Origin of the sequence: Thermosyntropha sp., from assembly GCF_017656155.1 — a bacterium.
Taxonomy (GTDB): Bacteria; Bacillota; Syntrophomonadia; order Syntrophomonadales; family Syntrophomonadaceae; genus Thermosyntropha.
Window position 1 is genome coordinate 219,324 of the sequence record NZ_JACDOH010000001.1, and the last position, 24,322, is coordinate 243,645.

The following is a 24,322-nucleotide window of genomic DNA, read 5'->3' on the forward strand; positions in this document are numbered from 1 at the left end:
GCTGGAGATTGTTAAGGTGCAGAACATAGCAGAAAAATAGGTTAAAAGAGAAAGAGATTTTATTTTATAAAAATTTTTATTTATTATGGTTTAAACAATTCAATAAAATAAGCTATAATCCTCTATTTTGGATGACAAAGTTTTACAAATAAAAAAAGAAAACACATATTTTAAGAAATGCAAAGACTGGATGACTCAGTAATTATGAAGGAGTATCCAGTCTTTAATGGATGAAAATTAAATATATTGTGGGGGAGAATTTAAGCTAAAGCAGGTTCGGCAGTTTGATCTAGATTCTTTAAGTCTTTGTAAGAACCAAGATCGGTATGCACTTCTTCCCCTTTGAGGATATTGCGTTTGTATTTAAAGACTTTGTAATAGTGGTATACAAATACTGCCACATTAGAAGCTAAAGCTAATCCGCTTACTATCATCAAGGCTGTCGGGTTGTGGGAAGATTTTACTGCAAACATTGAAGTATCTACGAAGTTGGGGAAAGTCATGACAAACATCATCCATACGCCAAGGGTATGGGTTCTGTGTTGCAGCCATGCTCCTTTGCCTCCACTTAAGAAAGCGGGGATGGTGCAGGATAAGAGCAGTGCTGCTCCGGCGTAGAAAGAGTGATCGGGCACGCAGTTATAAACATAAGCAAAGTTCCACAGATCGTAAGCGATTATCCAAAACCAAAGCTGGTCAGGCCAAATCATGTCGCGATGCTTGCGGTTCTGAGAGATATAGATGCCAGCCCAGCCGGAGATGGTTATAATGTTAAGAATGCCGGCAATTCCGTTCATAATGTTCCAGGGACCGCCCACGATGAGCATTCCGTCTACAATTCCATTAAAGCTGAAGCATTGGAAGTCGCGGATTACAGCTTCCATGATGTTAATTGACAGAATGGCCGGGGGGAACATTAAAAAGGATTTATAAATTTTTATATTTTTTTTAACCTGATTTTTAAGTTAATTTGTATTTTATGGATATTAAGATGCTATTTTTATGTATAAAGACAGCATTAAGGTGTATACAATGCGGATTGACTAAGCTCTGTTTAATAAACTAAAATTGAATTATGAATACCTGTTAAAATATTCATTTAAAAGAAACATTAACCTTATAAGGTATTTAGTAATTAAAAAGGGGGAGGTTGTATATGATACTGGAAAGAGAAAAAATGGAGAAGATGTGGGAATCTGGTGCCAAGATGTCAGAATTATACTGGGGTTTATGGAAAGTTGCGGCGGAAAGTTCAAAATTATGGAAGGAAAAGAGCCATTCAATGATGAAAAACTATATGAAAACGAGTAAGGAAATGCTTGATGAACAGATGAAATGGTTTGATGCGGTTCTGATGCAGGCAAGCAAAGGACAGCAGCAAATGTATACCGTTACCAAGGAAATTGTAATGAGCTCTGTGGAAAATATGAGAAATGCATCGTTTAATCCCTGGCTTTCTTTTATGCAGATGATGAATTCGAATGATATAAATGAAGGTGAAAAAACAAATTAAGTAAAATGGAGAGGGAAATATGGAAAACGAAAAAGACAGAGAATACCTTAGGTATTTAAATTTTTTAAAAGAAAATCCTGATTATTGTATGGGCTGCAAACTGGAAGAAATTGCAGCTAAAAAACCGGATTTTCCGGCGTTTATATATAAAGATAAATCTATAAACTACGGATTGTTTGATGAGAAAGCCAATAAATTTGCCTGCTTTTTTTCCTCTAAAGGCATAAAAAAAGGCGATGTGGTAGCCCTTCTGATGAAGAATTCTCCCGATTATTTGGCTATGGTTGTAGGTTTAAGCAGGCTGGGGGCGGTAGCTGCCTTAATTATTACCGATTTAAAAGAAGAAAAGTTGGCTGAAGATATAAGCTTAAGCGAACCCCGCATGGTAGTGGTGGGAGAGGAGTTCACGGATGCATGGGAAAAGGCAAAAGACTTTACAAGACTTCGCTATCCGGGAACTATTCTTTTTTATCCTCAATTGCTCGCCGATCTTCCTTCCCAGGCTGATAAACCAGAGGTTGCAGTTAAAAATTTTGAACCGTTTGTCTATCTTTATACAGCAGCCGGTTTTTCAGGGCGTAAGGTAGTTCCTTTAAATCATTTCCGCTGGCTTTTAACTGCTGAAACAGTTCGTATATATGCAGATCTTGCCTCTGATGAAATAGGATACACGTGTATCCCTTTCTGGCTTAACAGTGGATTTTCCGGGGCCTTTGCAGCCATGATGGCCAGTGAAAGTACTCTGGTGCTTGCCCCCGACTTTTCAGTAAGCAGTTTTTGGAAGGATGCCGATAAATATAAAACTACTTATTTTTTAGGAACCGGGCAGATGTTTAAGTATCTTTACAGTCAGGAGCCTTCAGACTTGGATAAAAAACATGGGGTTAAAAAAGTTTTGAGCAATGGAATGGCTGCAGATTTGTTCATTCCTTTCAAGGAAAGGTTTAATATTGAGCATATTATTGAAATTTATGGAACAACTGAAAATGTGGGGATTTTAATAAATTTAGAAGAAAGGCCGGGCATGTGCGGTTGTCTCAATTTAGCCGGATTGAGACTGGGGGAAGTTGTCAGATATGATAAAGATAAAGACCGTATAATCTTTGATGATAATGGCTATGCGGTAAAATCTGAGGTTAATGAGACCGGGGTTCTTCTTTTAAAAATTGGTGAATACTCTGGGTTTGAGGGATATATCAACAATTTTGAAGAAACAGACATCAGGATTATGCGCAGTGTTTTTGAAAAGGGGGACAGATATTTTAATACCCGTGACCTGGTAAGACTTCATGAAGATGACTACATTGAGTTTGTGCAAAGGCTTGATGATGTGTATAGATGGAAGGGGAAGACCATATCTGCCCATCAGGTTGCAGATATTATTAAAAAGTTTTTCGGACCGATAGACGATGCTCTAGTCGTAGGGATAGATGTAAAAGGTTATGAAGGAAGAGCGGGATTGGCGGTAATCAAGCTGATTGAAGGGGAGAAGCTTAATTGGGGCAAGTTTGTTTCACATTTGAAAAATCATCTGCCACGCTATGAAATACCTTCTTTTATAAGAATTTCCCGGACTGATAAAGGCCTTAGAAAAAACAAATCACGATATATAGAAGAAGGATTTAATCCTGATTATGTGAAGGAGGAGCTTTTTGTATTTGATGCGGAAAAGGAAGAATATACAAGATTGACCCGGGAGGTTTATGAAGCTGTATTGTGCCATAAGATACGCCTGTAAGGAAGGAAGGGGTATAATATGAATCTTGATGTGAAAAATGAAAGGATATTAAGCTGGTATAAGGAAAGCTTGTCTTTGATGTTTGCACCGCTGGGTTTTTGGACGGATAAATATCGGAAGACTATGCGTTATTATGATATTCTTTTCAGCCTTAAAAATCCGCAAAACGGATGGTGCACCTATAACAATATAATTTATGAACATCAGACTTTGAGACTGCGTCATTTTCCCAATCCTGATGATCCGAAGGCTAGAAGACCTATATTAATACTTCCTCCCCAGGCGGGACACCACTCATGCTTAGCTGATTATTCTCCTGCCCAAAGTCTGGTTCGGGTTTTTCACCGCTATGGTTATGATGTTTATGTTACCGAATGGCTTTCGGCAACGCCGGAATATAAAGAACTAGGGATAGATGATTATATAAGGCTCACTGATGAAGCAGTAGAAGAGATCAGGCGGCGTACCGGGATTTATAGAATACACATTATAGGGCAGTGCCAGGGAGGGTGGCAAGCTGCTATCTATACTGCTTTATATCCGGAGAAAATTGCGACTTTGGTAATTGCAGCTTCACCTATTGATGTATATGCTGCCCCTTCAGAAATTATTGAATATGCTCGACTTCCTATGGAGTTTTTTGAATACCTGGTTGCCCGCGGCAACGGTCTTATGGACGGAAGGTATATTTTGATGGGCTTTAAAAGCATGCAGGCTGATGAACATTATGTGCGGAAATATCAAAGGCTTTGGGAGATGATTGATAAATGTGATGAAGATGGTATAAAGCGATTCATTCGCTTTGAAAATTGGTATGAAGAAACTCATTATCTGCCGGGGAGATTTTACCTTGATGCCATTAAAAATATATTTAAAGAGAACAACCTTACTAAACCGGGTGTATGGAAGTTGAAGGGAAGAGGAATAGATCTTGGCAATATCGAGTGTCCGATAATTATTATGGCAGGGGCTAAGGATCACATTACACCTCCGCCGCAGGCTTTTGCCCTCCGCAAATATGTAAAGACTCCTCAGGAAAACATCATTGAGATACTCACTCCCGGGGGACATATAGGAACCCTTATGGGAACTGAAGCTTTGAGGGAAGACTGGACTAAGGTGGCGGAAGTTATGAAGCTGGTTATCTGATAGAAAGGCTGTTTCCGCCGGGCAGGAAACAGCCTGAAATATATACGGGTTTTTTATTTTTTGGCTCATTCAAAGGAGCAGTTTGTTTTATTTTTTTTGTTATCAGTAGTGAGCATTAAAAATGTTGTTCCTATAACAGCTGAAATCAGGGAAGCAGCTAAAATTCCTATTTTGGCTGCTTCAATATAGACAGGATTTGCAAAAGCCAGGTTGGTGATAAAAAGCGACATAGTAAAACCTATACCGCCAAGGCAGCTTATTCCGTAAATGTGTTTGAAACTTATGCCGGTCGGGAGATGGGCTATGCCGACTTTTACTCCCAGCCAGGAGAAAAGGGTGATGCCGATTTGTTTACCTAGTACCAACCCTAATATTATACCTAAAGTTATTGGATTTAAGAAATTAATAACAGCATTGCCGATAAAAGGGACTCCGGCATTGGCCAGGGCAAAAACCGGGATTATAAAATATGATGCTATCGGATGTAGGGCATCTTCCAACCGCTGAAGCGGAGTATTGATATTATTGATTATATATTTTAGCTCGTAGAGGGTTTCTTTTTGTTCTTTGTCAGTACACATAATATTGATTTCTCTTTCCGGGAAGCGTTCGACAAGATTGAGAGTTGCCTCTTTAAATTCTTCAGCACCTAATTGGGCCCGGGATGGAATAGTAAAAGCCATTAAGACGCCGGCGATTGTAGCGTGTACTCCGGACTGCAGGAAAGCTACCCACAAAAATATTCCGAGTAAAGCGTAGGGAAAGGTTTTTCTCACACCGATATAATTCAAGAAAACAGATACGCCTAATATAATAAGAGCTATTAACAGACTGGTTAAGTTAATCTGTTCTGTGTAGAAAAGAGCAATTACCAGAATGGCACCCAGATCGTCAACTATGGCCAGTGCCAATAAAAATACTTTAAGGGGCAGAGGTATTCGATTTCCCAGAAGCATGAGCACCCCTAAAGCAAAAGCTATATCTGTTGCCATAGGTATTCCCCAGCCGCTCATACTGTCAGTGCCAGCATTAAAAAAAGTATATATAATGGCGGGAACCACCATGCCGCCTAATGCGGCTAACATGGGCAAGCTGGCTTTTTTGAAGCTGGAAAGCTCGCCGACCATAAATTCCCGTTTAATTTCCAGGCCTACGACAAAAAAGAAGATAACCATTAAACCATCATTTATCCAGTGGCCTAAAGTGTCGGATAAAATGAAATTCCCTATTTGAAAGCTTAATTCTGTTTCCCATAAGGCAAAATAACTTGCGGCATAAGATGAATTAGCCCATATAAGAGCAACTGCAGTTGCGATCAGAAGCAGCTGGCTGCTCAAAAGTTCGGAATTTAAGAATCGTTGGAGTGGTTGTAAAAGATAAAGCCTTAATGAGGTTTCTTTTTTATTCATGTTATTTTTTCCTTCTTAATATATAATTTAAGAATATTTTGTGTCATTATTTTAACATATAGATTTAAATTTTAAAAATTATGCTTGATGAAGTTTTTTATTGAAATATTGGTGATTTTTTACTCATCCTCCCTTACGGGATTCTTGTGAGAACAAGGAACTCCACTTATACATTTTCCACATACATCAGCTAATACGATATCAGCATGAAGCTCGGCGTTTTTCAACAAATATTCATAACATTTAAAACGGTCGAATTTTTCGAGAGTAAGGGCACCGGCAGGGCATTTTTCTATACATTTTTTACAACTGCCGTTAAGATAATATAAACAGTAAGTTTTAGGTAGCACAGGCTCAACATTAAGCGGAATATCTGTTACAATGCTTCCTAATCTTCCGCTACATCCGGCATCAGTTATGAGCAGGCGATGAAGTCCAAATCCGCCTAAACCTGCTATTTCTGCTATATGCCTGTGAGACCAGCTGCTTATGAGTTTTTTTTCATCAAAGTTGTGGGTAGCAGGAAGGTTAGTGCATGTATAGCCATAGTCTTTCAGTTTTTCATGTAGATACCTGTTTATATGTGCTATCAATTTATTAGTTTCTACACAAGCATAAGCCCATTCTCTTGAACTTATGCCTGAATTCAGGTTGCTTTTAGTTACATTATGTGTAAAAGGAACAAAATATACTATAACAGACCGGGCGTTTGGAAGAAGGTCGTTCGGCATAAGATGAGCGGGATTTACGGTTTCTTTGAGGTTGTAAAATCTTTTGTCTTTTGCATCTACAAATGATATCAGAGGCTTATTCCATATAGTAACAGACATATGCTGATTTTTATAATGTTCGATATATTCTGTTATCCATTTTGTAAGTTTTTTTTGCATAAATTCTTCACCTGCTTATCGTTTATAATAAAGTTTAAAATAAATCCTTAATAAGTCAAGGGGGGTATTGTTATGGCTGATAACTATCACGGAACTTTTATAAGGGGAGAAGGGGGGAGTGACATCTATCTTCACTGTTGGGATAAAGTAGATGAAGCTAGAGGTGTTGTTCAGATATTCCACGGCATGGCAGAGCACGGAGCAAGGTATTATCCGCTTGTTGAGTATTTCAATAGAAAAGGTTTTGTTGTCTACGCTGATGACCATCGGGGACACGGCAGGACGGCAAAAAGATTAGAGGATATAGGATACATAGGGGAAGATGGTTTTAATAAAATAGTCAAGGATGAATATATAATATCAAATTTTTTGGGAGAAAAGTATAAAGGTTTACCTTTAATTATAATAGCCCACAGTTTTGGTTCTTTTATAGCCCAGGAATATATGATAAGATATGGGAACAAAATTGACGGGGCAGTATTATGCGGTTCGGCGGCTATGAATACAATTAAGGCAAAAGCAGGATATATTTTGGCAAGCCTGGAAAGAGCGGTAAGAGGAGAAAAGCACCGCAGCCGTTTTTTAGATTTTATGAGCTTTGGCAGTTTCAACCGGGGAATAAAGGATAATAAAAGCCGCTTTTCCTGGCTCAGTACAGATAAGGAAGAAGTCCGCAAGTATGAAGAAGACCCATATTGTGGGGAGGTTTTTACTACCGGATTTTTTTATTATTTGGCCAAAGCTTTTTTGAATTTGTATAAGCCGGAGAGGTTATCTTTAATTCCCAAGGATTTGCCTGTATTTATCATTGCGGGCGATAGGGATCCGGTGGGGGAATACGGCAGGCTGGTAAAGAGGCTTTATAACATATATTTGGATGCAGGCTGCAGAAAGGTGAGTATGAAACTTTATTCCGGAAAAAGGCATGAATTGTTTAATGAAGTTAACAGGAAAGAGGTTTTCGATGATATCTGGGAATGGATGCAAAAAGAAATTTTAGGATAAAAAGCTTATGTTTGATTAATATTTTATATTTTTAAAAAAATACACAAGCAACATAAAATACTACCAAAATAAAACAAAATGTGATAAAATTAGATAAAAAATGGCAAAATTGCTTGAGAACTTAAAAAAGAGTGGGGACTTATGGAGAATAAAAGTAATATAGGAAAATTATTAAAAAATAGACCTTTAGAGATTATTTTTAACAGTATCCAGGATGCTTTGTTTCTGGCAGAATTTAAAAACGGAGAATTTTATTACATTGTGTCTAACCGTGCCCATCAGGAGTTTACCGGATTCAGAAATGAAGATCTAAAAAACAGAACCCCGGAAGAAGTATTAGGTTCGGAGATTGGAAGAAAAGTAAAGGAAAATTATATGCGCTGCATATTGGCTGAATCTCCGGTGAGCTATGAAGAAAAGCTTTTTTTGCCGGGTGGGGAAAGGATATGGAATGTTAACTTAACCCCTGTTTATGAGGAAGGCAAGATAAAATATATTGTGGGCTCACGATGTGATATAACCGAACGAAAAAAAATGGAAGAAGAACTGAAACATCGCTTGAGATATGAAAAAATAGTAAGCAGGATAACTATCTTGGCCCTGGAAGAAAAAGAAAAGGCTTCATTTTTAGAAAAGACCCTTATGATCCTGGGAACTGAAACAGGTGTCAGCAGGGTTTATATTTTTGAAGAGGATGATGATGGTCAAACTATAAGCAATACTTTTGAGTGGAATGCGCCCGGTATTGAACCGCAAAAGGACAGGTTGCAGAAGCTTCCTAAAGCATTGTTTGCCTGGTGGATGGAGAAGATAAAAAGGGGAGAAGTCATTAACTATTCAAATATAGATGATATACCGGATGAATACACCAGCTTGATTTTAAAAGAACAGAATATAAAATCAATTCTGGTTTTTCCAATCTGCAAAGAGGATGGCAAAATGAGCTTTATTGGATTTGATGATTGTACGAGTTGCCGTGTATGGAAAGATGAGGATATTGAACTTTTGAAAGTAGTTGCACACATAGTTTGCCAATATTTGATAAATAAAGATTACGAAAAAGAAATTATTTTTAGGACATACCATGATATTCTTACCGGTTTTTACAACCGTCGATTTATAGATGAAAACTTACATAAAATAGCTGTATCGGAAAATGTTCCCTTAACTATAATCGTAGCCGATATAAATAATCTCAAAGTTATAAATGATGCTTTAGGCCATAAATTTGGAGATATTATGCTTAAAAAGGCAGCTGAAGCAATAAAAAGAAGCTGCCGGGAAAGCGATATAATTTCCCGCTGGGGAGGCGATGAATTTCTGATTTTTCTTCCTGCAAGCTCGGAGGCAGATGCTGAGGAGATTATTGAAAAAATAAAAGAAGAATGTGAGAAGCTTGAAAATCTGCCTTTTAAATTAAGTATGGCGTTTGGTTTTGCAATTATGAATGAAGCAAAATACCCGATAGATAAGATTATAAAAGAAGCTGAAGAAATGATGTATAGGAATAAGCTTTTAAATGAAAGAAGCAGCCGCAAAGTTATTCTTGATGCATTACTTTCCACATTGATGGAAAAGAGTGTAGAAACTAGAGAACATGCGGAGCGCATGAAGAAATGGGGTATAAGTATAGCAAAAAGGCTTAAATTGTCCTCCCGGCAGATAGATGAGCTTTCACTTCTCGCTCTTTTACATGATATAGGTAAAATAGGGGTCAGGGAAGAAATTTTAAAAAAACCTGCTTCTCTTTCTGATGAAGAATGGGATGAAATGAAGAAACACCCGGAAATCGGCTGCCGCATAGCCCAGAATACAGCTGAGCTCCTATCAGTGGCTGAATACATATTATCTCACCATGAACATTGGGATGGGACAGGATATCCGAGGGGGCTTAAAGGAGAAGAGATTCCGCTTTTGTCTCGCATTATTGCGGTAGTGGACGCTTATGACGCCATGACCAGCGATAGACCTTACCGCAGGGCATTAAGCCGTGAGGAAGCAGTAGCTGAATTAAAGAGAAATGCCGGGACTCAATTTGATCCTGAGCTGGTGGAAATTTTTCTGGAGGTTATAGGTGGAAAATAAGGAAGTGAAAATACAGCCAGAAAAGACGCAGAGGTTAGCGAAATGGCAGGGCTGCTGCTCAATAAAGCAGAAGAACTCACTGCCTTGGTAAAAATGTTTAAGCTGTAATAGAAGACATGCAAAAGGGCTGTTCTTACTGTTGATGGTGAGATTGCCCTTTTTTTTATTTTATTTTATTTTATGAAAATATCGTATAATAATGATAAATCAGGGAGAAAGATTATTCGGGAATTATGAAAGGGGAGAGAAGGGATATAAACACTTTAGGCATACTTTCACTTCTGGTTTGTGTTTTTTATATATGGCTGGGGGTTTTTGCGCTCAATTTGAATCCTAGATCCAGGGCGAACTGGCTTTTTATGATGGTGAGTGTTTGCCTTGTAATCTGGTCTTTTGGCTATGCGTTTTTTTATTCAGCAGATGATTACAGGACAGCCTGGATGTGGTTTAGAATATCTTCTATTGGCTGGATACTTTTGCCTTTATTTTTACTTTTGTTTGGTCTCGAACTTACAGGAAAAATTGAAAAGATTAAGATTGGGGGTTATTTTTTAATTTTTTTGCTTCCCTTTTTGGAGCTTTATAAATCTTGGATGGGAAAGCTTACAGCTTTTGATTTTGCTTTCTATAACTACGGCACGGTGGAGATTATTCGCCTTGATAACCCGTGGTACTGGGTTCACATTTTTTATTATGGTTTATATGCATTGATTATGTTTATTTTGATCTATAGATGGGGAAACAAAAGCCGTTTTAAGCGTGAAAAAATGCAGGCATATTTAATAATTTCTTTTGGTATGATTATCCTGGTTTCAGGGCTAATAACTAATTTGATTTTACCTGCTTTAAAATACGAAACGCCGGGGATAGCACATTTCCTGGGCGTATTTTGGGCAGGCGGGATTCTTTATGCAGTTAATAAATATAAGCTTATGCAGTTTAATTACGGTATGGTGGCTGAGGATATATTATCCCATATAAATGACATGGTGTTTTTGCTGGATCATAACTTCCAAATAGTAAAAGTTAATCGACGAGCATTGATTATTTTAAAAAAAAGGAAAGAAGAAGTTTTAGGGATTTCATTAGTTGACCTGGTTGAGGAAAAAGATCGACTGATGGAGGTTTTGAACCGTATAAAGAAGTTTGATAAACAACATAGAAGACTCAATTTTGTAACTTCTTCAGGTGAAAAAATACCTACCAGAAATTTTTTTACTGCAGTGAGAGATAATTTCGGCGATTTAGTGGGGATTGTAGCAGTAAGCAAAGACATGCGACTGGTTAATAAGCTTATGCAGGAAATAAAAGTTCGCAAAGAAGCAGAAAAGGAACTCAGATATTTGAGTTTGCATGACCCTTTAACAGGGCTTTTTAACCGGGCATATTTTTTGAAGAAGATGGAGGAAATTGATAAGGATAAGGAGAAAAAGGTGGGAATAATTATATGCGACTTGGATGGGCTCAAAGAAATTAATGATTTTATGGGACATTTGGCAGGAGATGAGTTTATAATTCGGGCTGCTGAGGTTATAAGATCCTGTGTGCGGCAAAAGGATGAGGTTATGCGCATAGGCGGGGATGAATTTGTGATAATTTTATATGATGTTGATAAGGAAACCATTGCTGATATAGCTGAAAAGATTAAGGAAAGGTTTACAGAGGAAGAATTGGGAAAAGGAGTTGCGAAACCGGGTATATCAGCAGGATATGCCTTGAGGGAAGATAGCAAGATATCTGCCGATGAGCTTTTTAGGCAGGCTGATTATAATATGTACAAAGATAAGAAAAATAAAAAATGCAGGGAAGAACAAATAAAGGAGGATTAGATTAAAAGATGCTTGATTTTGTTTTTCATAATCCAACCAAAATTATTTTCGGGAAAGGAAAGATAAGTAAGCTGGGAGAGGAAATTGTACCTTATTCCCGGAGGATACTTTTAGTTTATGGAGAAGGAAGTATAAAGAGAAACGGGATTTATTACCAGGTGGTAGATATTTTAAAGGAATCAGGCATAGAATACAAAGAGCTTTCCGGGGTTAAACCCAACCCGCGCCTTGACAGTGTCCGAGAAGGAATAAAACTTTGTCGGGAACATAGTTTGGATATGGTTTTAGCAGTTGGCGGAGGAAGTGTTATCGACTGTGCTAAAATTATAGCTGCTGGATTTTTTTATGATGGTGACCCATGGGACTTTTTTACCCGCAAGGCTAAAATAGAGAAAGCTTTGCCGATAGGAGCAGTTCTTACTTTGGCTGCTACCGGTTCGGAGATGAATGGAAATGCGGTTATAAGCAATGATGAGACTAAAGCAAAGAAGGGAGTAGGAAGCAGTCACCTTTTGCCTAAATTTTCCATATTGGATCCTCTTTTAACCTGCACCGTTCCCCCTCTTCAGACTGCAGCCGGAGTTGCTGATATAATGAGCCATGTTTTTGAGCAGTATTTCAGTGCTAATGAAGGTGCATACCTGCAGGACAGAATAGCGGAATCTGTACTTAAAACTTGTATTCATTATGCTCCCATAGCCTTAAAAGAACCTGAAAATTATGAAGCCAGGGCTAATCTTATGTGGGCAAGCACTATAGCTTTAAATGGAATTTTGTCGACCGGCAAGCTTACCGACTGGGCTACCCATATGATAGAACATGAAGTAAGCGCATTATACGATATAGCTCATGGGGTAGGTTTGGCTATTCTTATTCCTTACTGGATGGAGTATGTGTTAGACGAGCAGACGGTAGGGAAGTTTGCGGCTTATGCAATTAATGTATGGGGAGTAACAGGTAATAATGAATGGGAAATGGCCAAGGAAGGGATTGGGAAAACCCGAGCATTTTTTAAAGCTTTAGGTTTGCCATCAAGACTTAATGAGGTGGGAATCCAAAGGGAAGATCTTGAAATAATGGCGGAAAAGGCAGTAACAGATGAAGAGTTGGGAAGGTTTAAGAAGCTTAACAGACAGGATGTTTTAAGTATACTTAAAAATGCATTCTAAAATTGTAAGGAGGAAGAACATGAACACAGATGAAACCAGGAAAGTAGTAATTGATTTTTTATATCTTGATTTGAGCGTATGTGAGCGGTGTCAGGGAACAGATGCTAGTTTGGAGGCAGCTTTAGCAGAAGTAAAAAATATTTTAGAAAAAGACGACATAGAAGTGGAAGTTAACAAAATTAATGTAATAAATGAAGATCTGGCATATAAGTATAAGTTTGTAAGTTCGCCTACTATAAGGGTTAACGGCAGAGATATTCAGATGGAAGTGAAGGAGAGTTCCTGCACTTCATGTGGTGATTTATGCGGAACTGATGTTGACTGCAGGGTATGGGTTTACAAAGGAAAAGAATATACTGAGGCTCCTAAGGAAATGATTGTAGAAGCTATTTTAAATGAAGTATACGGTAAGGGAAAGGAAAGAGATTTAGAAGAAAAAGAATATGTTCTTCCAGAAAACTTAAAGCGTTTTTATCGGGGAATACAGCAAAAAAGGAGAATAGATCTTTTTTGAAATTTAATTTTTAGAGTCGGGCGGAATACTCTGCCCGACTTCTTATTTTCTATTCCCCTAAAGTGCTTTTCCAGGCTTTGAAAATCATGGTTCGGCTTTTTTCTTTTATAACCGGGTCGTTCAAAGCGATTTGATAAGCTTCTTCTTCTGTTTCGGTGTGGTAGATGATAAGCCCGCCGCTGTGGTCGAGAAAAGGGCCTTTGGCGAATATTTTGCCTTCTTTGATGTATTTATCAAGATAAGCTTTGTGTTCAGCAAGAATGGCGGCATCTTTTTCCGGGTCCACCGTCTGCAGAAAAGCTATGAAATAAGGCATATCAATTCCTCCTTTTTCTGCTACATTTGATGTGACATGTTTATATTATCATAATTTGCTAAATAAACAAGTGAGATATTTTTAGATTGACTTTGTTTCATCAGCTGTATATAATGAATATATACACATATAAACGATATAGATGAAATGTTCCGAACGGGTGGTGGTTAATTGAGGATTATTATTTCTAACAGCTCTCCTGAACCTATTTATGAACAGATTGCCCGCCAGATTAAAGATATGATTATGCGCGGAGAATTAAGCCCCAATGAACTTTTGCCTTCAATCAGGAATTTGGCTAAAGAGCTTAAAATAAGTGTCATTACTACTAAAAGGGCTTATCAGGAACTGGAAAATGAAGGATATATTGTTACTGTGCCGGGCAAAGGCTGTTTTGTTGCGGCGCAAAATAAGGAAATTTTGAGAGAAAGGTATCTGCGGATAGTGGAAGAAAAATTTACGGAAGCTATTGAAGCAGCGCGGGTAATAAATCTTACTTTAGATGAACTTAAGGAAATATTAAAGCTGCTTTATGAGGAGGTATAAGATGGCGCCTATTTTAGAGGTGAAAAATTTGTGCAAAAGTTTTGGCGACTTTGCTTTAGAGGAAGTAAGTTTCAGCTTGGAACCAGGTTATATTATGGGGTTTATAGGTCCAAATGGAGCGGGAAAAAGTACTATAATAAAGCTGATTCTCAATCTTTTAAGGAAAGACAGGGGAGATATTAAGGTTTTTGGGCTTGATCATGTAAAAAATGAACAGGAGATAAAAAACAGGATAGGCTTTGTTTTTGACGAGAATTATTATTATGAGGAACTTACCGTGAGTGAAATGAAAAGGATTATAGCCCCTTTTTATTCTAATTGGAATGACAAGATTTTTAAACATTATATGAAGAAGTTTTCTCTTCCGCCTAAGAGGAAGATTAAAGATTTGTCCAAAGGTATGAAAATGAAGTTTTCCCTGGCAGTGGCTCTGTCGCATAATGCTGAGCTTTTGATAATGGATGAGCCTACTTCCGGACTGGATCCGATTATAAGGGATGAGCTTCTGGAGATTTTGGGCGAATTTATCCAAGATGAAAATAAAGGGGTGTTTTTTTCAACTCACATTACTTCCGATCTGGATAAGATAGCAGATTATATAACGTTTATCAATGAGGGGAAGATAGTATTTTCCAGCCCCAAAGAAGAATTGTGGGATAGATATGTGCTGGTAAAGGGAGAAAAGGATTTGCTGGATGCAGATATAAAGAAATATTTTATAGGAATCAGGGAGAATCGCTTTGGGTTTACCGGTTTGGCTTTTGATAAAGAAAATATGGCAAGAAAACTTAAAGGCAGGACAGTTTTAGAAAAGCCTACCTTGGAAGATATTATGCTCTATTTCAGTGGGAGGGAAGAAAATGTATAATCTCATATTGAAAGATTTTTTGCTTCAGAAAAAAACTTTCCTTTTTGCTTTTTTATATGTTGCTGTCATGGTTATAGCTTTCCGGGATTACGGAGACGTAGCCAGTATTATAGTTCTGAGTTATGCTATGCTGCTTACGGCCTGTGCTTATGATGATAAAAGCAAAGCTGATATGGTATTAAACAGTCTGCCATTAAAACGTGATACCATAGTATGGGCACGTTATTTATCAGTTTATGTTTTTGCACTTAGTATGATGGTGTTTTATGCTTTGCTTTATTGGGTCATAAGTATCTTACCCCTGCCGGTGCATTTGGCAAAGCTAAGTGGGGTGAAAGCAATAGCTGCTTTGTTGATAATAGGTTTTTTGGGCAGTATTTATTTTCCCTTTTATTTTAAACTGGGCTATATGAAATCGCGGCTGGTTAATTTTATCGTATTTTTTCTCATTTTTGGAGGAGTTATGCCTGTGCTGTCAAATTTTGCGGGAAGTGGACTCCCGGGGGGAATGTCGGGGTTGATGGAGGTCAGGGCTGAGATTATAGCCGGGCTGTTTATTTTATTGTTTTTGTGCGTGCAGGTAGTGTCTGTTTTGCTTTCCCTTCGTTTCTACAGGGCTCGGGATTTTTAAAAAGGTGAGAATCGTTTTTTGTTCTTGCGCAATGAGATGATATGGTTTATAGTATAGATAATAAAGGGGACTAAATTAATCCACAAAAGGGGTAAGGAAATTGCAAATAACGCGACAGAGTGAATATGCTATACGAACTATGCTGGAACTTGCCAAGGCTGAGCCGGGGGAGTTGATTTCCACCCGGGTAATATCTGAAAGACAAGATATTCCAGAAGATTTTTTGAAGAAAACGGTGAAACTATTAGCACTGGCAGATCTTGTGATTACCCAGCGGGGAAACAGCGGAGGGATAAGGCTGGCAAAAGCGGCAGATCAAATTACTCTGGCCGATATTATATCCGCGGTTGAAGGGCCGATTGCCCTTAATGTATGTCTGCTTCCCGGCTACCAGTGTCCTAATAAGCCTGAGTGTCCGATTTCACGCGAATTGGAACGGGCGCAGAAGGCAATGCTGAAAGAACTTAACCGGCATACTCTGGCTGATTTGATAAAGTAAAATTTTTAGCTTAAACTAGACAAAAAAGGTAAAAATAATCCAAATGTCCCCTTAAATAAAAATAAAGAAGAGGAGGAAGATGGAATGTACTGTAATCAGTGTGAACAAACGGCTAAAGGAATAGCCTGTACTTCGGTGGGGGTGTGTGGCAAAAAGGAAGACGTCGCCTTGCTGCAGGATTTACTTACATTTGCTCTTAAGGGATTAGCTCTGGTAGAGGTTGAGGCAAGGGAAAAGGGAATAAAAGATGATTTGATTGATGGATTGGTATTGGAAGCGTTATTTTCTACTTTAACTAATGTAAATTTTGACCCGGAAAGAATAAAGGATTATATTTTAAAAGTGACGGCAGCGCGTGATGGACTTAAGGCTAAGTTAGGACGGCTTAACAGTGATGAACCAGCGTTAAGTTACCAGCCTGCGGAAAGCATCGAAAAACTTATAGCTGATTCTAAAAAGATAGGACTTATAAGCGATCATCCTGATGTTAACATTAAGTCTCTGCAGGAAACTTTGCTTTACAGTTTAAAGGGAATTGCAGCTTATGCTTATCATGCTCGAGTTCTAGGACATGAAGATGAAAGGATTTATTCTTTTGTCTATGAAGCTTTGTCAACTATCGGAAGCAAAAATCTTACCATGGAAGAATGGCTTAATATGCTTCTTAAATCCGGAGAAATAAATCTTATAACCATGGAGCTTTTGGATAAGGCAAACACTGAGGCTTTTGGCCATCCTGTTCCAACTGAAGTTCCTTTAGGGCATAAAAAAGGCAAGTGTATCTTAGTTTCCGGCCATGACTTTTATGACCTTAAGGTTTTGTTAGAAGCTACAAAAGACAAAGGCATATATGTATATACTCATGGCGAAATGTTGCCGGCCCACGGTTATCCGGAATTAAAGAAATACCCTCATTTTTATGGACATTACGGCACGGCCTGGCAGAACCAGCGCAGGGAGTTTGAAAGCTTTCCGGGGCCTATATTAATGACTACCAACTGCTTGCAGAAGCCTAAAGAATCTTATGAGGCAAACATATATACTGCAGGTCCGGTAGGCTGGCCGGGGGTTAAACATATTGAAAACCATGATTACAGCGAAATTATTGTTAAAGCTCTAGAAATGCCGGGTTTTGAGGAAGATATGGATTCGGGACAGGTTATGACTGGATTTGCCCGCAATGCGGTATTAAGTGTAGCAGATAAGGTTATAGAAGGAGTAAAGGCAGGAGCCATTAGACATTTTCTCCTGGTGGGCGGTTGTGACGGAGCTAAACCGGGCCGCAGCTATTATACCGAGATAGTAGAAAAAGCTCCGGAAGACACAGTTATTTTAACTTTAGGATGCGGCAAATTCCGCTTCTTTGATAAAAATCTGGGAACAATAGACGGTATTCCAAGGCTTTTGGATGTTGGACAGTGCAATGATGCTTATTCAGCTGTTCAGATTGCTTTAGCTTTAGCGGAAGCTTTTAACTGCGATGTAAATGAACTTCCGTTATCTTTAGTTTTATCCTGGTTTGAACAGAAGGCGGTTTCCATTCTTCTTACTTTGTTATATTTGGGTATTCAAGATATAAGGATAGGCCCGAGCCTGCCGGCTTTTATTTCGGAAGATGTGCTTAAAGTTTTGTCAGACAAGTTCGGTCTTAAGCCTGTAACAACGGCAGAAGAAGATTTGAAAGTTATTCTTGGACAATAATTTTAAATTAGCAAGGGGCAGAGAGTATTTTAGAAGCTCTTTGCCCTTTATTTGTGTTTTTAAATTTTTATTTTTAACTCCTGGTGATTTTATGAAATAATGTGATATAATTAAAGATTGAAGTGATGAATATAATATTGGATAGATTTTACATATATATTAAATGGGGTTTTAATTTATATACTATATACTTTAAGCTGGTTCTGTTTACAATAGAACCAGTTTTTGCTTGCCATTTTTCAGCAGATGTTTATAGAAAAAATTTGATAAAGGAATGGTGCGTATGGTGCAAAGAATTATCAAGGATTACAGGCAAAAGTATTTTTGGTTTGATTCATCATTTTTAATAATTGTTGCGGCTTTAGTTGGAATAGGAACAGGCTTTGCTGCTATTGGTTTTCAAAAGATGATTAAATTTTTCCACCTGCTGTTTTTTGATGGTGGAGAAAAGATATTATCCGGTATTATGGGTTCGTATTATGTTATGCTTATTCCTGCCATTGGTGGTCTTATCGTAGGACCTATAGTTTACTTTTTTGCCAGTGAGGCTAAGGGGCATGGAGTTCCGGAAGTTATGGCTGCAGTGGCCGAAAAGGATGGAATAATACATCCCCGGGTTGTGGTAGTCAGGGCTTTAGCTTCGTCTATCAGCATAGGATCGGGAGGATCGGTCGGAAGGGAAGGGCCTATTGTACAAATAGGTTCTGCCATAGGTTCTGCAGTAGGGCAAATATTAAGGCTTCCTCCAAGTATTTTGAAGACTTTAGTAGCATGTGGGGCAGCAGGAGGGATAGCAGCTACCTTTAACGCACCGATTGGGGGTGTGCTTTTTGCTCAGGAGCTGATTTTGGGTGAGTTTGCTACCAATCGATTTATACTCATAGTTATATCATCAGTTACTTCTTCTATAATAAGTAGGGCTTTTTTAGGTAATTATCCGGCCTTTAGGGTGCCTCCTTACAGTTTAGTATCATTGGAAGAAATGTTTTTTTATTTGCTTTTAGGAATACTGTCAGGGCTTTTTGCCGTACTTTATATAAAAGTGCTCTACAAGACGGAAGATGTATTCGATAATATAAAAGCGATTCCTGCTTATGTTAAACCGATTATTGGAGGACTTATAGTCGGATGTGTCGGACTGAGTTTCCCTCAGGTATTTGGGGTAGGGTATGATTCCATAGAAGGGGTTTTAAAAAATGATATGGCTTGGCTGCTTATGTTCAGCCTGCTTTTCTTAAAGCTTTTTGCTACTTCGGTAACGGTAGCTTCAGGGGGATCAGGAGGGGTTTTTGCCCCTGGTCTCTTTATGGGAGCGATGCTGGGTGGCAGTTTCGGCTATATTGTTCACGGTTTATTCCCTGCTCATACTGCTCCGGCAGGAGCCTATGCTCTAGTGGGCATGGGCGGTGTTTTTGCGGGTATGTCACAGGCTCCAATTACCGGGATTATAATGCTGTTTGAAATGACCGGTGATTATATGGTTGTCCTACCGCTTATGGTTGTGTGTGTTATAAGCTCTTTGACAGCCAGAGGAATTTATCCGGAAACCATATATACTGAAAAGCTTGCCCGTAGGGGACTCAATGTCAGAGAAGAAGCTTATTTGGATCAGATAAAGGATATATCAGTTTCCGATATAATGACAACGTCTGTAGTGACTGTCAATGCAGACATGTCTTTGCAGGAAGCGAGAACGAAAATGTTGGAATACAGTTTTAGCGTTTTCCCTGTCCTCAGGGGAGAGGAACTTTTAGGACTTGTTACTTATGAAGACATATTAAATGGAATAAAGGAAGGGAAAGAGGATTGCAAAGTTGAGCAGGTAACCAGGAGGGATTTTGCTACAGTCAGACCGGAGGATAAGATATTAACGGTTATGAAGGAAATGGCACAGCAGGATATAGGTCATATCCCGGTAGTATCCCGTGAATGTCCGTGTAAACTACTGGGAATAATAACCAGGAGTGATATTATTAATGCTTACGGTTCGATGGTAAGCGGCGAAAGGGGCTGATAAATCATGAAGCTGATAGTAGCGGTGGTGAATGACCAGATAGCTTCCGGGCTTATTGAAAAACTTACAGAAAGAGACTTTCGGGTAACTAAGATTTCCAGCTCAGGCGGCTGGTTGCAAAAGGGTAATACTACGATAATAAGTGGTGTGGATGATGATGAAGAAAAAATTGTGCTGCAGATTATAAAAGAATACACCCAGAAGAAGACTTTACAGCAAATTGAGGAAGGGAGTAGTAGAAAAAAGTTGGAAGAAGGGATGGCAACTGTTTTTGTTTTGCCGGTGGAGAAGATGTTCCATTTTTAAAAGGGCGGCAGTTATTTTGGATATATAAAAATAATGTATTGAAAAAGCAAGATTTATATCTTGCTTTTTATTTTGCCTAAATGTATTATTTAATATAATATATGAATTTTTTGTAGAAAAATGAAAAAATAAGTCAGAAAAGAAAATTAGGATTGGACTGCAAAATTTTTCCATAATTATTTATTTGAAGGAGGAGCCTGGATTATGCGGAGCATAAAGACTAAAATTATCGCTGCACTGTCAGCTGTTTTGCTTTTATCGTCGATTATTTTAAGTTTTATAGCTACTCAAGGAGCGGAAAAAGCAGTTTTGGAACAGGCCCAAATTGCCCTTGAAACTTCGGCTAAAGAGGATGCAAAATTGGTTGCGGATAGAATAAAAATGCAGAAAGCAATATTAGAGACGATAAGCGCGCAGGGAGATATAGAAAGCATGGTGTTGGAAAGACAGTTGCCTGTTTTGAAAGCTGCCAAGGATCAGCACGGTTTTTTGGCACTGGGCATCGTGCATCCTGATGGCAAGGCTTATTATGATGATGGGACGGTAGCGGATTTGGCAGACAGGGATTACGTGAAAAAAGCTTTATCAGGTGAATCGGCAGTTTCAGATGTTATTATAAGCAGGGTTACTGGAGAGCCGGTGGTTATGTTTGCTGCTCCTATAAAGAAAGATGGGCAGATTGTGGGGGCTTTGATTGGCAGACGGGCCGGTGATGCCTTGAGTGAAATGGTAGATGACATGGGATTTGGAAAGACCGGCTATGCATACATAATAAATGAAAAAGGAACAGTTATTGCCCACTATGACCGGCAGAAGGTAATTGACCAGCTTAATCCGATCGAAAAAGCTAAAGAAGACAAAAGCATGGAGACGGCAGCCAAGACCTTTGAAAAGATGCTTAAGGAAAAAAGCGGCTTTTCAAGTTATTATTTTAATAATGATCATATCTATAATGCCTATATGCCGGTAGAAGGCACCGGCTGGATTTTATCCGTAACTGTGCCTGAAGCAGAATTTTTATATGAAGTAGGCAAACTGCAGAAGAACAATATTATTTTTACCCTTGTGATATTGGCTATAGGTATTTTGATAAGCTATGGTTTGGGTAATATTATTTCTAAACCGATAATTGCTGCTATAGGGCATGTGGGAAAAATGGCAGAGCTTGATTTTACAGAAGATATAGATGAAAGATTTATGCGGATAAATGATGAGGTAGGCAGCCTGGTGCGGGCATTTAAGCAAATGCAGGATTCCTTGCGTTCCGTTATAGGTGATGTAAGAAGTAGGACTGCGGATGTAGGGAAAAATTCTGAATCTTTAGCGGCAGTATCCCAGGAAATGTCGGCTTCTTCTCAGGAGGTGGCCACTACCATACAGCAGGTGGCAAAAGGGGCGGTGAACCAGGCTGAGGATTTGATGGAGATATCAAATGCTATGCAGCAGGTTATAGACAGTATTGATAATGTCTATAAATCCTTAAAAGATGTAAAAGAAGAAGCGGAGAATACTGCAATGAAGGCAGACAATGGCAAGGAAGAACTGGATAAGTTGGAAGAATCTATTGATGATATTCGCAATGCTTTTGCGATAGTAGTAGATAAGTTGAATACTTTAACCTTGTCTGTTCAGGAGATAAGCAGTATAACCGATCTTATTTCCGGCATATCGGAACAGACCAATCTTCTGGCTCTTAATGCTGCAATAGAAGCAGCCAGAGCGGGGGAAGCCGGACGCGGTTTTGCTGTGGTAGCGGATGAAGTGCGTAAACTTGCAGAAGAATCCAGGCATTCTGCCGAAAAAATAGTTAATCTGATTAGTTCCATAACTCAGGATGCGGCTGAAGTTACAAGGACTTCAGAGGAAGTTGAAAAACTGGTGGGAGATCAGACTGAAATACTTAAAAATACCGTTAAATCATTTGATGATATACTGGAGTCCGTAGATAAAGTTCCTGAATATATGGATGAAACTTACAAAATGATGCAGGGGATTGTAGAGGCCAAGGATTTGGTGGTAGAAAAAGTTGAAAGCGCGAGCGCAGTTGCTGAGGAAAATTCAGCGGCTACTGAAGAAGTAGCTGCTTCTTCAGAGGAAATGACGGCTTCTTCTGAAGAAGTTGCGGCTACCGCCCAGAATTTGGCCAATATAGTCCAGGAACTTCAGGCAACAATAAGTAAATTTAAAGTTTAATATTGGTGAAAAGCAGGCTTTAAGCGTTTCGGCTTAAAGCCTTTTTATTTATCAAATAAATAAGTTTTATTGCTGATAAAGACAATATTGTTGATTATTTTTGAGAAAGTTTTAAAATGATATTAGCATATAAGCATATATTTATATATTTATTCCTGAACAAAAAATATTCCCTGAAGAGAAAGAAGGTGAACATATGATAGAAGATGTTTTTAAAGCGCTTGGCGAACCTACCCGTTTGCGGATTATAAGGCTTCTTGCCGAAAAAGAGCTGTGTGTTTGTGACCTGGAAGTAATAATGGGGATAAGCCAGCCGCGTATTTCCCAGCATGTCAAGATTCTAAGGCAGGCAGGTCTTATAACGGAACGCAGGGAAGGCCAAAAAAGGATGCTTACCTTTAACCGGGATTTTTTTACCCAGGTTTTAGATGATTTTTGCCTTTTTATGAATCTTCCTTTAGAAGAAGTGGAGGGATTTGAAGAAGAAGTTAAACGGATGAAGAAAATAGAAGGCTGTGATACTTGTGCGATTAAAGTAAAAAACATGAGAGCAAATGAAACTTGCAAGAGGAGGAGTAAATAGTCATGAATTTTATAATTACTATGCTTCAAGGTGGCGTAAAAGAGCTTTTAAATTATCTTTCCGCCCATGTTATAACATGTTTGGTGCCCGCTTTCTTTATAGCCGGGGCTATGGCAGTTTTGGTTACCAAAGGGGCGGTTATCAAGTATTTTGGAGCCCAGGCGAAAAGATGGATAGCTTATGGAGTAGCTTCTGTATCAGGAATGCTTCTTGCGGTTTGTTCATGTACGGTTTTGCCTTTGTTTGCCGGTATTTATGGTTTGGGAGCAGGGATAGGTCCGGCAGTAACCTTTCTTTATTCTGGACCTGCCATAAATATACTGGCAATTGCTCTTACTGGAGCGGCCATCGGCTGGCATATGGGGTTAGCTCGTGGAGTTGGGGCAATTATTTTTTCAATAGTAATAGGTATAATAATGTCATTTTTATTTCACAATTCTGAAAAAGAAAGACTTGGTGAAATTGAGACTCTGCCGGGAGAAAGCAGTGAGAAGTCAGGTAAGTTTTTAGTAGTATTTTTTGGTGTTATGGTAGCTATACTTATTGTAAGCACCAGCAAGCTGGAACCTTGGCTTAAGGTTGCTATAGATATTGGGCTTATTAACTCACTGGCTATTATGGTTCATCACTATTTTGTTGAAGGGGAGTTTAACTCCTGGATGGAAGAGACCTGGAGCTTGGTTAAGATGGTAGTTCCTACTCTTTTGATAGGAGTATTTCTTGTAGGTATGGTTACGGCAGTTCTTCCACCGGAGTGGATTGCCAGATATGTAGGAAGCAATACTTTTGGGGCCAATTTTGCCGCTTCCCTGATAGGGGCTTTATTCTACTTTTCCACTTTAACGGAAGTTCCTATCGTAAAAGGACTTGTTGATCTGGGAATGAATCAGGGACCTGCTTTAGCTCTTCTTCTGGCGGGTCCAGCGGTGAGCATACCAAATCTCCTGGTGGTAAACCGAATTATGGGATTTAAAAGAACTTTGGCTTATTTTATCCTGGTTGTGATAATGGCGACTTTAACTGGCTGGATTTATGGATTTTTCTTTGGCTAAAATTTTAAATTGAGGAGGATGATAATATGAAAATCGAAGTTTTGGGAACTGGATGTGCCAAGTGCAAGAAGCTGGAGGAAGAAGTGAGAAATGCCCTGGCAGAAATGGATGTGGCAGCAGAGGTATCTAAAGTGGAAGATATTAAGAAGATCATGAGCTATAAGGTTATGATGACTCCGGCTCTGGTTGTTAATGGTAAAGTTAAGGCAGCCGGCAAGGTTTTAAAGAGGGATGAAATAAAAAAAATCATCCAAGAAGAAATGTAAAAAATATTTTCCAGCAGGAAAAATTTTAACTGCCTGCTGGAATTTT

General features: G+C 38.7%; 23 protein-coding genes. 19 read left to right on the plus strand and 4 right to left on the minus strand.

What is annotated here, in order from left to right:
- Positions 1-260: 260 nt before the first annotated feature.
- Complete coding sequence (locus tag H0Z36_RS01130) at positions 261-917, minus strand: DUF5692 family protein (protein ID WP_296863079.1); 657 nt, start codon at positions 915-917, stop codon at positions 261-263.
- Positions 918-1,156: 239 nt separating this feature from the next.
- Between H0Z36_RS01130 and H0Z36_RS01135 the strand changes: the two genes are divergently transcribed.
- From H0Z36_RS01135 to H0Z36_RS01145, 3 genes are read left to right on the plus strand one after another with little or no spacing between them, the layout of a single operon-like run.
- Complete coding sequence (locus H0Z36_RS01135) at positions 1,157-1,513, plus strand: hypothetical protein (RefSeq protein WP_296863082.1); 357 nt, start codon at positions 1,157-1,159, stop codon at positions 1,511-1,513.
- A gap of 19 nt (positions 1,514-1,532) precedes the next feature.
- A complete protein-coding gene (locus H0Z36_RS01140) occupies positions 1,533-3,251 on the plus strand; it encodes an AMP-binding protein (protein ID WP_296863084.1) in 1,719 nt (572 codons plus the stop codon).
- Positions 3,252-3,269: 18 nt separating this feature from the next.
- Positions 3,270-4,400 (plus strand): alpha/beta fold hydrolase, encoded by a 1,131-nt coding sequence (locus H0Z36_RS01145; protein ID WP_296863086.1) that lies wholly within the window; start codon positions 3,270-3,272, stop codon positions 4,398-4,400.
- A 65-nt stretch (positions 4,401-4,465) separates the two neighbouring features.
- On the opposite strand, the gene nhaA is transcribed toward H0Z36_RS01145, so the two are convergent.
- Complete coding sequence (nhaA, locus tag H0Z36_RS01150; protein WP_296863087.1) at positions 4,466-5,809, minus strand: Na+/H+ antiporter NhaA; 1,344 nt, start codon at positions 5,807-5,809, stop codon at positions 4,466-4,468.
- 119 nt (positions 5,810-5,928) lie between these two features.
- Positions 5,929-6,699 (minus strand): epoxyqueuosine reductase, encoded by a 771-nt coding sequence (locus H0Z36_RS01155; protein ID WP_296863089.1) that lies wholly within the window; start codon positions 6,697-6,699, stop codon positions 5,929-5,931.
- A gap of 72 nt (positions 6,700-6,771) precedes the next feature.
- Between H0Z36_RS01155 and H0Z36_RS01160 the strand changes: the two genes are divergently transcribed.
- The 5 genes from H0Z36_RS01160 (at position 6,772) to H0Z36_RS01180 (ending at position 13,301) form a co-directional block, all read left to right on the plus strand.
- Entirely contained in the window at positions 6,772-7,704 is a 933-nt protein-coding gene (locus tag H0Z36_RS01160; protein ID WP_296863091.1) for an alpha/beta hydrolase, read from the plus strand.
- Positions 7,705-7,845: 141 nt separating this feature from the next.
- The gene (locus H0Z36_RS01165) at positions 7,846-9,789 is read left to right on the plus strand and encodes an HD domain-containing phosphohydrolase (RefSeq protein ID WP_296863093.1); all 1,944 of its coding nucleotides are present in this window, start codon (positions 7,846-7,848) and stop codon (positions 9,787-9,789) included.
- 233 nt (positions 9,790-10,022) lie between these two features.
- Complete coding sequence (locus H0Z36_RS01170) at positions 10,023-11,618, plus strand: diguanylate cyclase (protein ID WP_296863095.1); 1,596 nt, start codon at positions 10,023-10,025, stop codon at positions 11,616-11,618.
- Between the two features lie 8 nt (positions 11,619-11,626).
- Entirely contained in the window at positions 11,627-12,787 is a 1,161-nt protein-coding gene (locus H0Z36_RS01175) for an iron-containing alcohol dehydrogenase (RefSeq protein WP_296863097.1), read from the plus strand.
- 19 nt (positions 12,788-12,806) lie between these two features.
- Positions 12,807-13,301: a DUF2703 domain-containing protein gene (locus H0Z36_RS01180; RefSeq protein WP_296863099.1), complete on the plus strand. Its 495-nt coding sequence runs from the start codon at positions 12,807-12,809 to the stop codon at positions 13,299-13,301.
- A 49-nt stretch (positions 13,302-13,350) separates the two neighbouring features.
- Here the strand turns inward: H0Z36_RS01180 and H0Z36_RS01185 are convergent, their stop codons facing one another.
- On the minus strand, positions 13,351-13,617 hold the full coding sequence (locus H0Z36_RS01185) for a YciI family protein (protein WP_296863100.1): 267 nt from the start codon (positions 13,615-13,617) through the stop codon (positions 13,351-13,353).
- 171 nt (positions 13,618-13,788) lie between these two features.
- Here H0Z36_RS01185 and H0Z36_RS01190 point away from each other — a divergent pair, with 171 nt between their 5' ends.
- From H0Z36_RS01190 to H0Z36_RS01240, 11 genes are all read left to right on the plus strand, one after another.
- Positions 13,789-14,163, plus strand: a complete 375-nt coding sequence (locus H0Z36_RS01190; protein WP_296863102.1) for a GntR family transcriptional regulator — start codon at positions 13,789-13,791, stop codon at positions 14,161-14,163.
- A gap of 1 nt (position 14,164) precedes the next feature.
- The gene (locus H0Z36_RS01195) at positions 14,165-15,031 is read left to right on the plus strand and encodes an ABC transporter ATP-binding protein (RefSeq protein ID WP_296863104.1); all 867 of its coding nucleotides are present in this window, start codon (positions 14,165-14,167) and stop codon (positions 15,029-15,031) included.
- On the plus strand, positions 15,024-15,662 hold the full coding sequence (locus tag H0Z36_RS01200) for an ABC-2 transporter permease (RefSeq protein ID WP_296863106.1): 639 nt from the start codon (positions 15,024-15,026) through the stop codon (positions 15,660-15,662). Before H0Z36_RS01195 ends, H0Z36_RS01200 begins: the two co-directional genes overlap by 8 nt.
- A gap of 100 nt (positions 15,663-15,762) precedes the next feature.
- Positions 15,763-16,161 (plus strand): Rrf2 family transcriptional regulator, encoded by a 399-nt coding sequence (locus H0Z36_RS01205; protein WP_296863108.1) that lies wholly within the window; start codon positions 15,763-15,765, stop codon positions 16,159-16,161.
- Between the two features lie 84 nt (positions 16,162-16,245).
- Positions 16,246-17,862 (plus strand): hydroxylamine reductase, encoded by a 1,617-nt coding sequence (hcp, locus tag H0Z36_RS01210; RefSeq protein ID WP_296863110.1) that lies wholly within the window; start codon positions 16,246-16,248, stop codon positions 17,860-17,862.
- 283 nt (positions 17,863-18,145) lie between these two features.
- Positions 18,146-19,876 carry a chloride channel protein gene (locus tag H0Z36_RS01215; RefSeq protein WP_296863111.1) on the plus strand — a complete coding sequence of 577 codons (1,731 nt, stop codon included), beginning with the start codon at positions 18,146-18,148 and terminating at the stop codon, positions 19,874-19,876.
- A gap of 6 nt (positions 19,877-19,882) precedes the next feature.
- Positions 19,883-20,182, plus strand: a complete 300-nt coding sequence (locus tag H0Z36_RS01220; protein ID WP_296863112.1) for a cyclic-di-AMP receptor — start codon at positions 19,883-19,885, stop codon at positions 20,180-20,182.
- A gap of 204 nt (positions 20,183-20,386) precedes the next feature.
- Positions 20,387-22,375: a methyl-accepting chemotaxis protein gene (locus H0Z36_RS01225; protein WP_296863113.1), complete on the plus strand. Its 1,989-nt coding sequence runs from the start codon at positions 20,387-20,389 to the stop codon at positions 22,373-22,375.
- Between the two features lie 196 nt (positions 22,376-22,571).
- The gene (locus tag H0Z36_RS01230; RefSeq protein ID WP_296863114.1) at positions 22,572-22,958 is read left to right on the plus strand and encodes a metalloregulator ArsR/SmtB family transcription factor; all 387 of its coding nucleotides are present in this window, start codon (positions 22,572-22,574) and stop codon (positions 22,956-22,958) included.
- 2 nt (positions 22,959-22,960) lie between these two features.
- A complete protein-coding gene (locus H0Z36_RS01235) occupies positions 22,961-24,010 on the plus strand; it encodes a permease (RefSeq protein ID WP_296863116.1) in 1,050 nt (349 codons plus the stop codon).
- Positions 24,011-24,036: 26 nt separating this feature from the next.
- Complete coding sequence (locus H0Z36_RS01240; protein ID WP_296863117.1) at positions 24,037-24,276, plus strand: thioredoxin family protein; 240 nt, start codon at positions 24,037-24,039, stop codon at positions 24,274-24,276.
- Positions 24,277-24,322 lie beyond the last annotated feature (46 nt).

Bases quoted from the DNA above. Each gene is read 5' to 3' on its own strand.
- H0Z36_RS01155 (WP_296863089.1), bottom strand. From the start codon at position 6,699: ATGCAAAAAAAACTTACAAAATGGATAACAGAATATATCGAACATTAT.
- H0Z36_RS01160 (WP_296863091.1), top strand. From the start codon at position 6,772: ATGGCTGATAACTATCACGGAACTTTTATAAGGGGAGAAGGGGGGAGT.
- H0Z36_RS01215 (WP_296863111.1), top strand. From the start codon at position 18,146: ATGGTGCAAAGAATTATCAAGGATTACAGGCAAAAGTATTTTTGGTTT.
- H0Z36_RS01180 (WP_296863099.1), top strand. From the start codon at position 12,807: ATGAACACAGATGAAACCAGGAAAGTAGTAATTGATTTTTTATATCTT.
- H0Z36_RS01175 (WP_296863097.1), top strand. From the start codon at position 11,627: ATGCTTGATTTTGTTTTTCATAATCCAACCAAAATTATTTTCGGGAAA.
- H0Z36_RS01225 (WP_296863113.1), top strand. From the start codon at position 20,387: ATGCGGAGCATAAAGACTAAAATTATCGCTGCACTGTCAGCTGTTTTG.
- H0Z36_RS01135 (WP_296863082.1), top strand. From the start codon at position 1,157: ATGATACTGGAAAGAGAAAAAATGGAGAAGATGTGGGAATCTGGTGCC.
- H0Z36_RS01165 (WP_296863093.1), top strand. From the start codon at position 7,846: ATGGAGAATAAAAGTAATATAGGAAAATTATTAAAAAATAGACCTTTA.
- H0Z36_RS01240 (WP_296863117.1), top strand. From the start codon at position 24,037: ATGAAAATCGAAGTTTTGGGAACTGGATGTGCCAAGTGCAAGAAGCTG.
- H0Z36_RS01235 (WP_296863116.1), top strand. From the start codon at position 22,961: ATGAATTTTATAATTACTATGCTTCAAGGTGGCGTAAAAGAGCTTTTA.
- H0Z36_RS01145 (WP_296863086.1), top strand. From the start codon at position 3,270: ATGAATCTTGATGTGAAAAATGAAAGGATATTAAGCTGGTATAAGGAA.
- H0Z36_RS01130 (WP_296863079.1), bottom strand. From the start codon at position 917: ATGTTCCCCCCGGCCATTCTGTCAATTAACATCATGGAAGCTGTAATC.
- nhaA (WP_296863087.1), bottom strand. From the start codon at position 5,809: ATGAATAAAAAAGAAACCTCATTAAGGCTTTATCTTTTACAACCACTC.
- H0Z36_RS01230 (WP_296863114.1), top strand. From the start codon at position 22,572: ATGATAGAAGATGTTTTTAAAGCGCTTGGCGAACCTACCCGTTTGCGG.
- H0Z36_RS01170 (WP_296863095.1), top strand. From the start codon at position 10,023: ATGAAAGGGGAGAGAAGGGATATAAACACTTTAGGCATACTTTCACTT.
- H0Z36_RS01185 (WP_296863100.1), bottom strand. From the start codon at position 13,617: ATGCCTTATTTCATAGCTTTTCTGCAGACGGTGGACCCGGAAAAAGAT.
- H0Z36_RS01195 (WP_296863104.1), top strand. From the start codon at position 14,165: ATGGCGCCTATTTTAGAGGTGAAAAATTTGTGCAAAAGTTTTGGCGAC.
- H0Z36_RS01220 (WP_296863112.1), top strand. From the start codon at position 19,883: ATGAAGCTGATAGTAGCGGTGGTGAATGACCAGATAGCTTCCGGGCTT.
- hcp (WP_296863110.1), top strand. From the start codon at position 16,246: ATGTACTGTAATCAGTGTGAACAAACGGCTAAAGGAATAGCCTGTACT.
- H0Z36_RS01140 (WP_296863084.1), top strand. From the start codon at position 1,533: ATGGAAAACGAAAAAGACAGAGAATACCTTAGGTATTTAAATTTTTTA.
- H0Z36_RS01200 (WP_296863106.1), top strand. From the start codon at position 15,024: ATGTATAATCTCATATTGAAAGATTTTTTGCTTCAGAAAAAAACTTTC.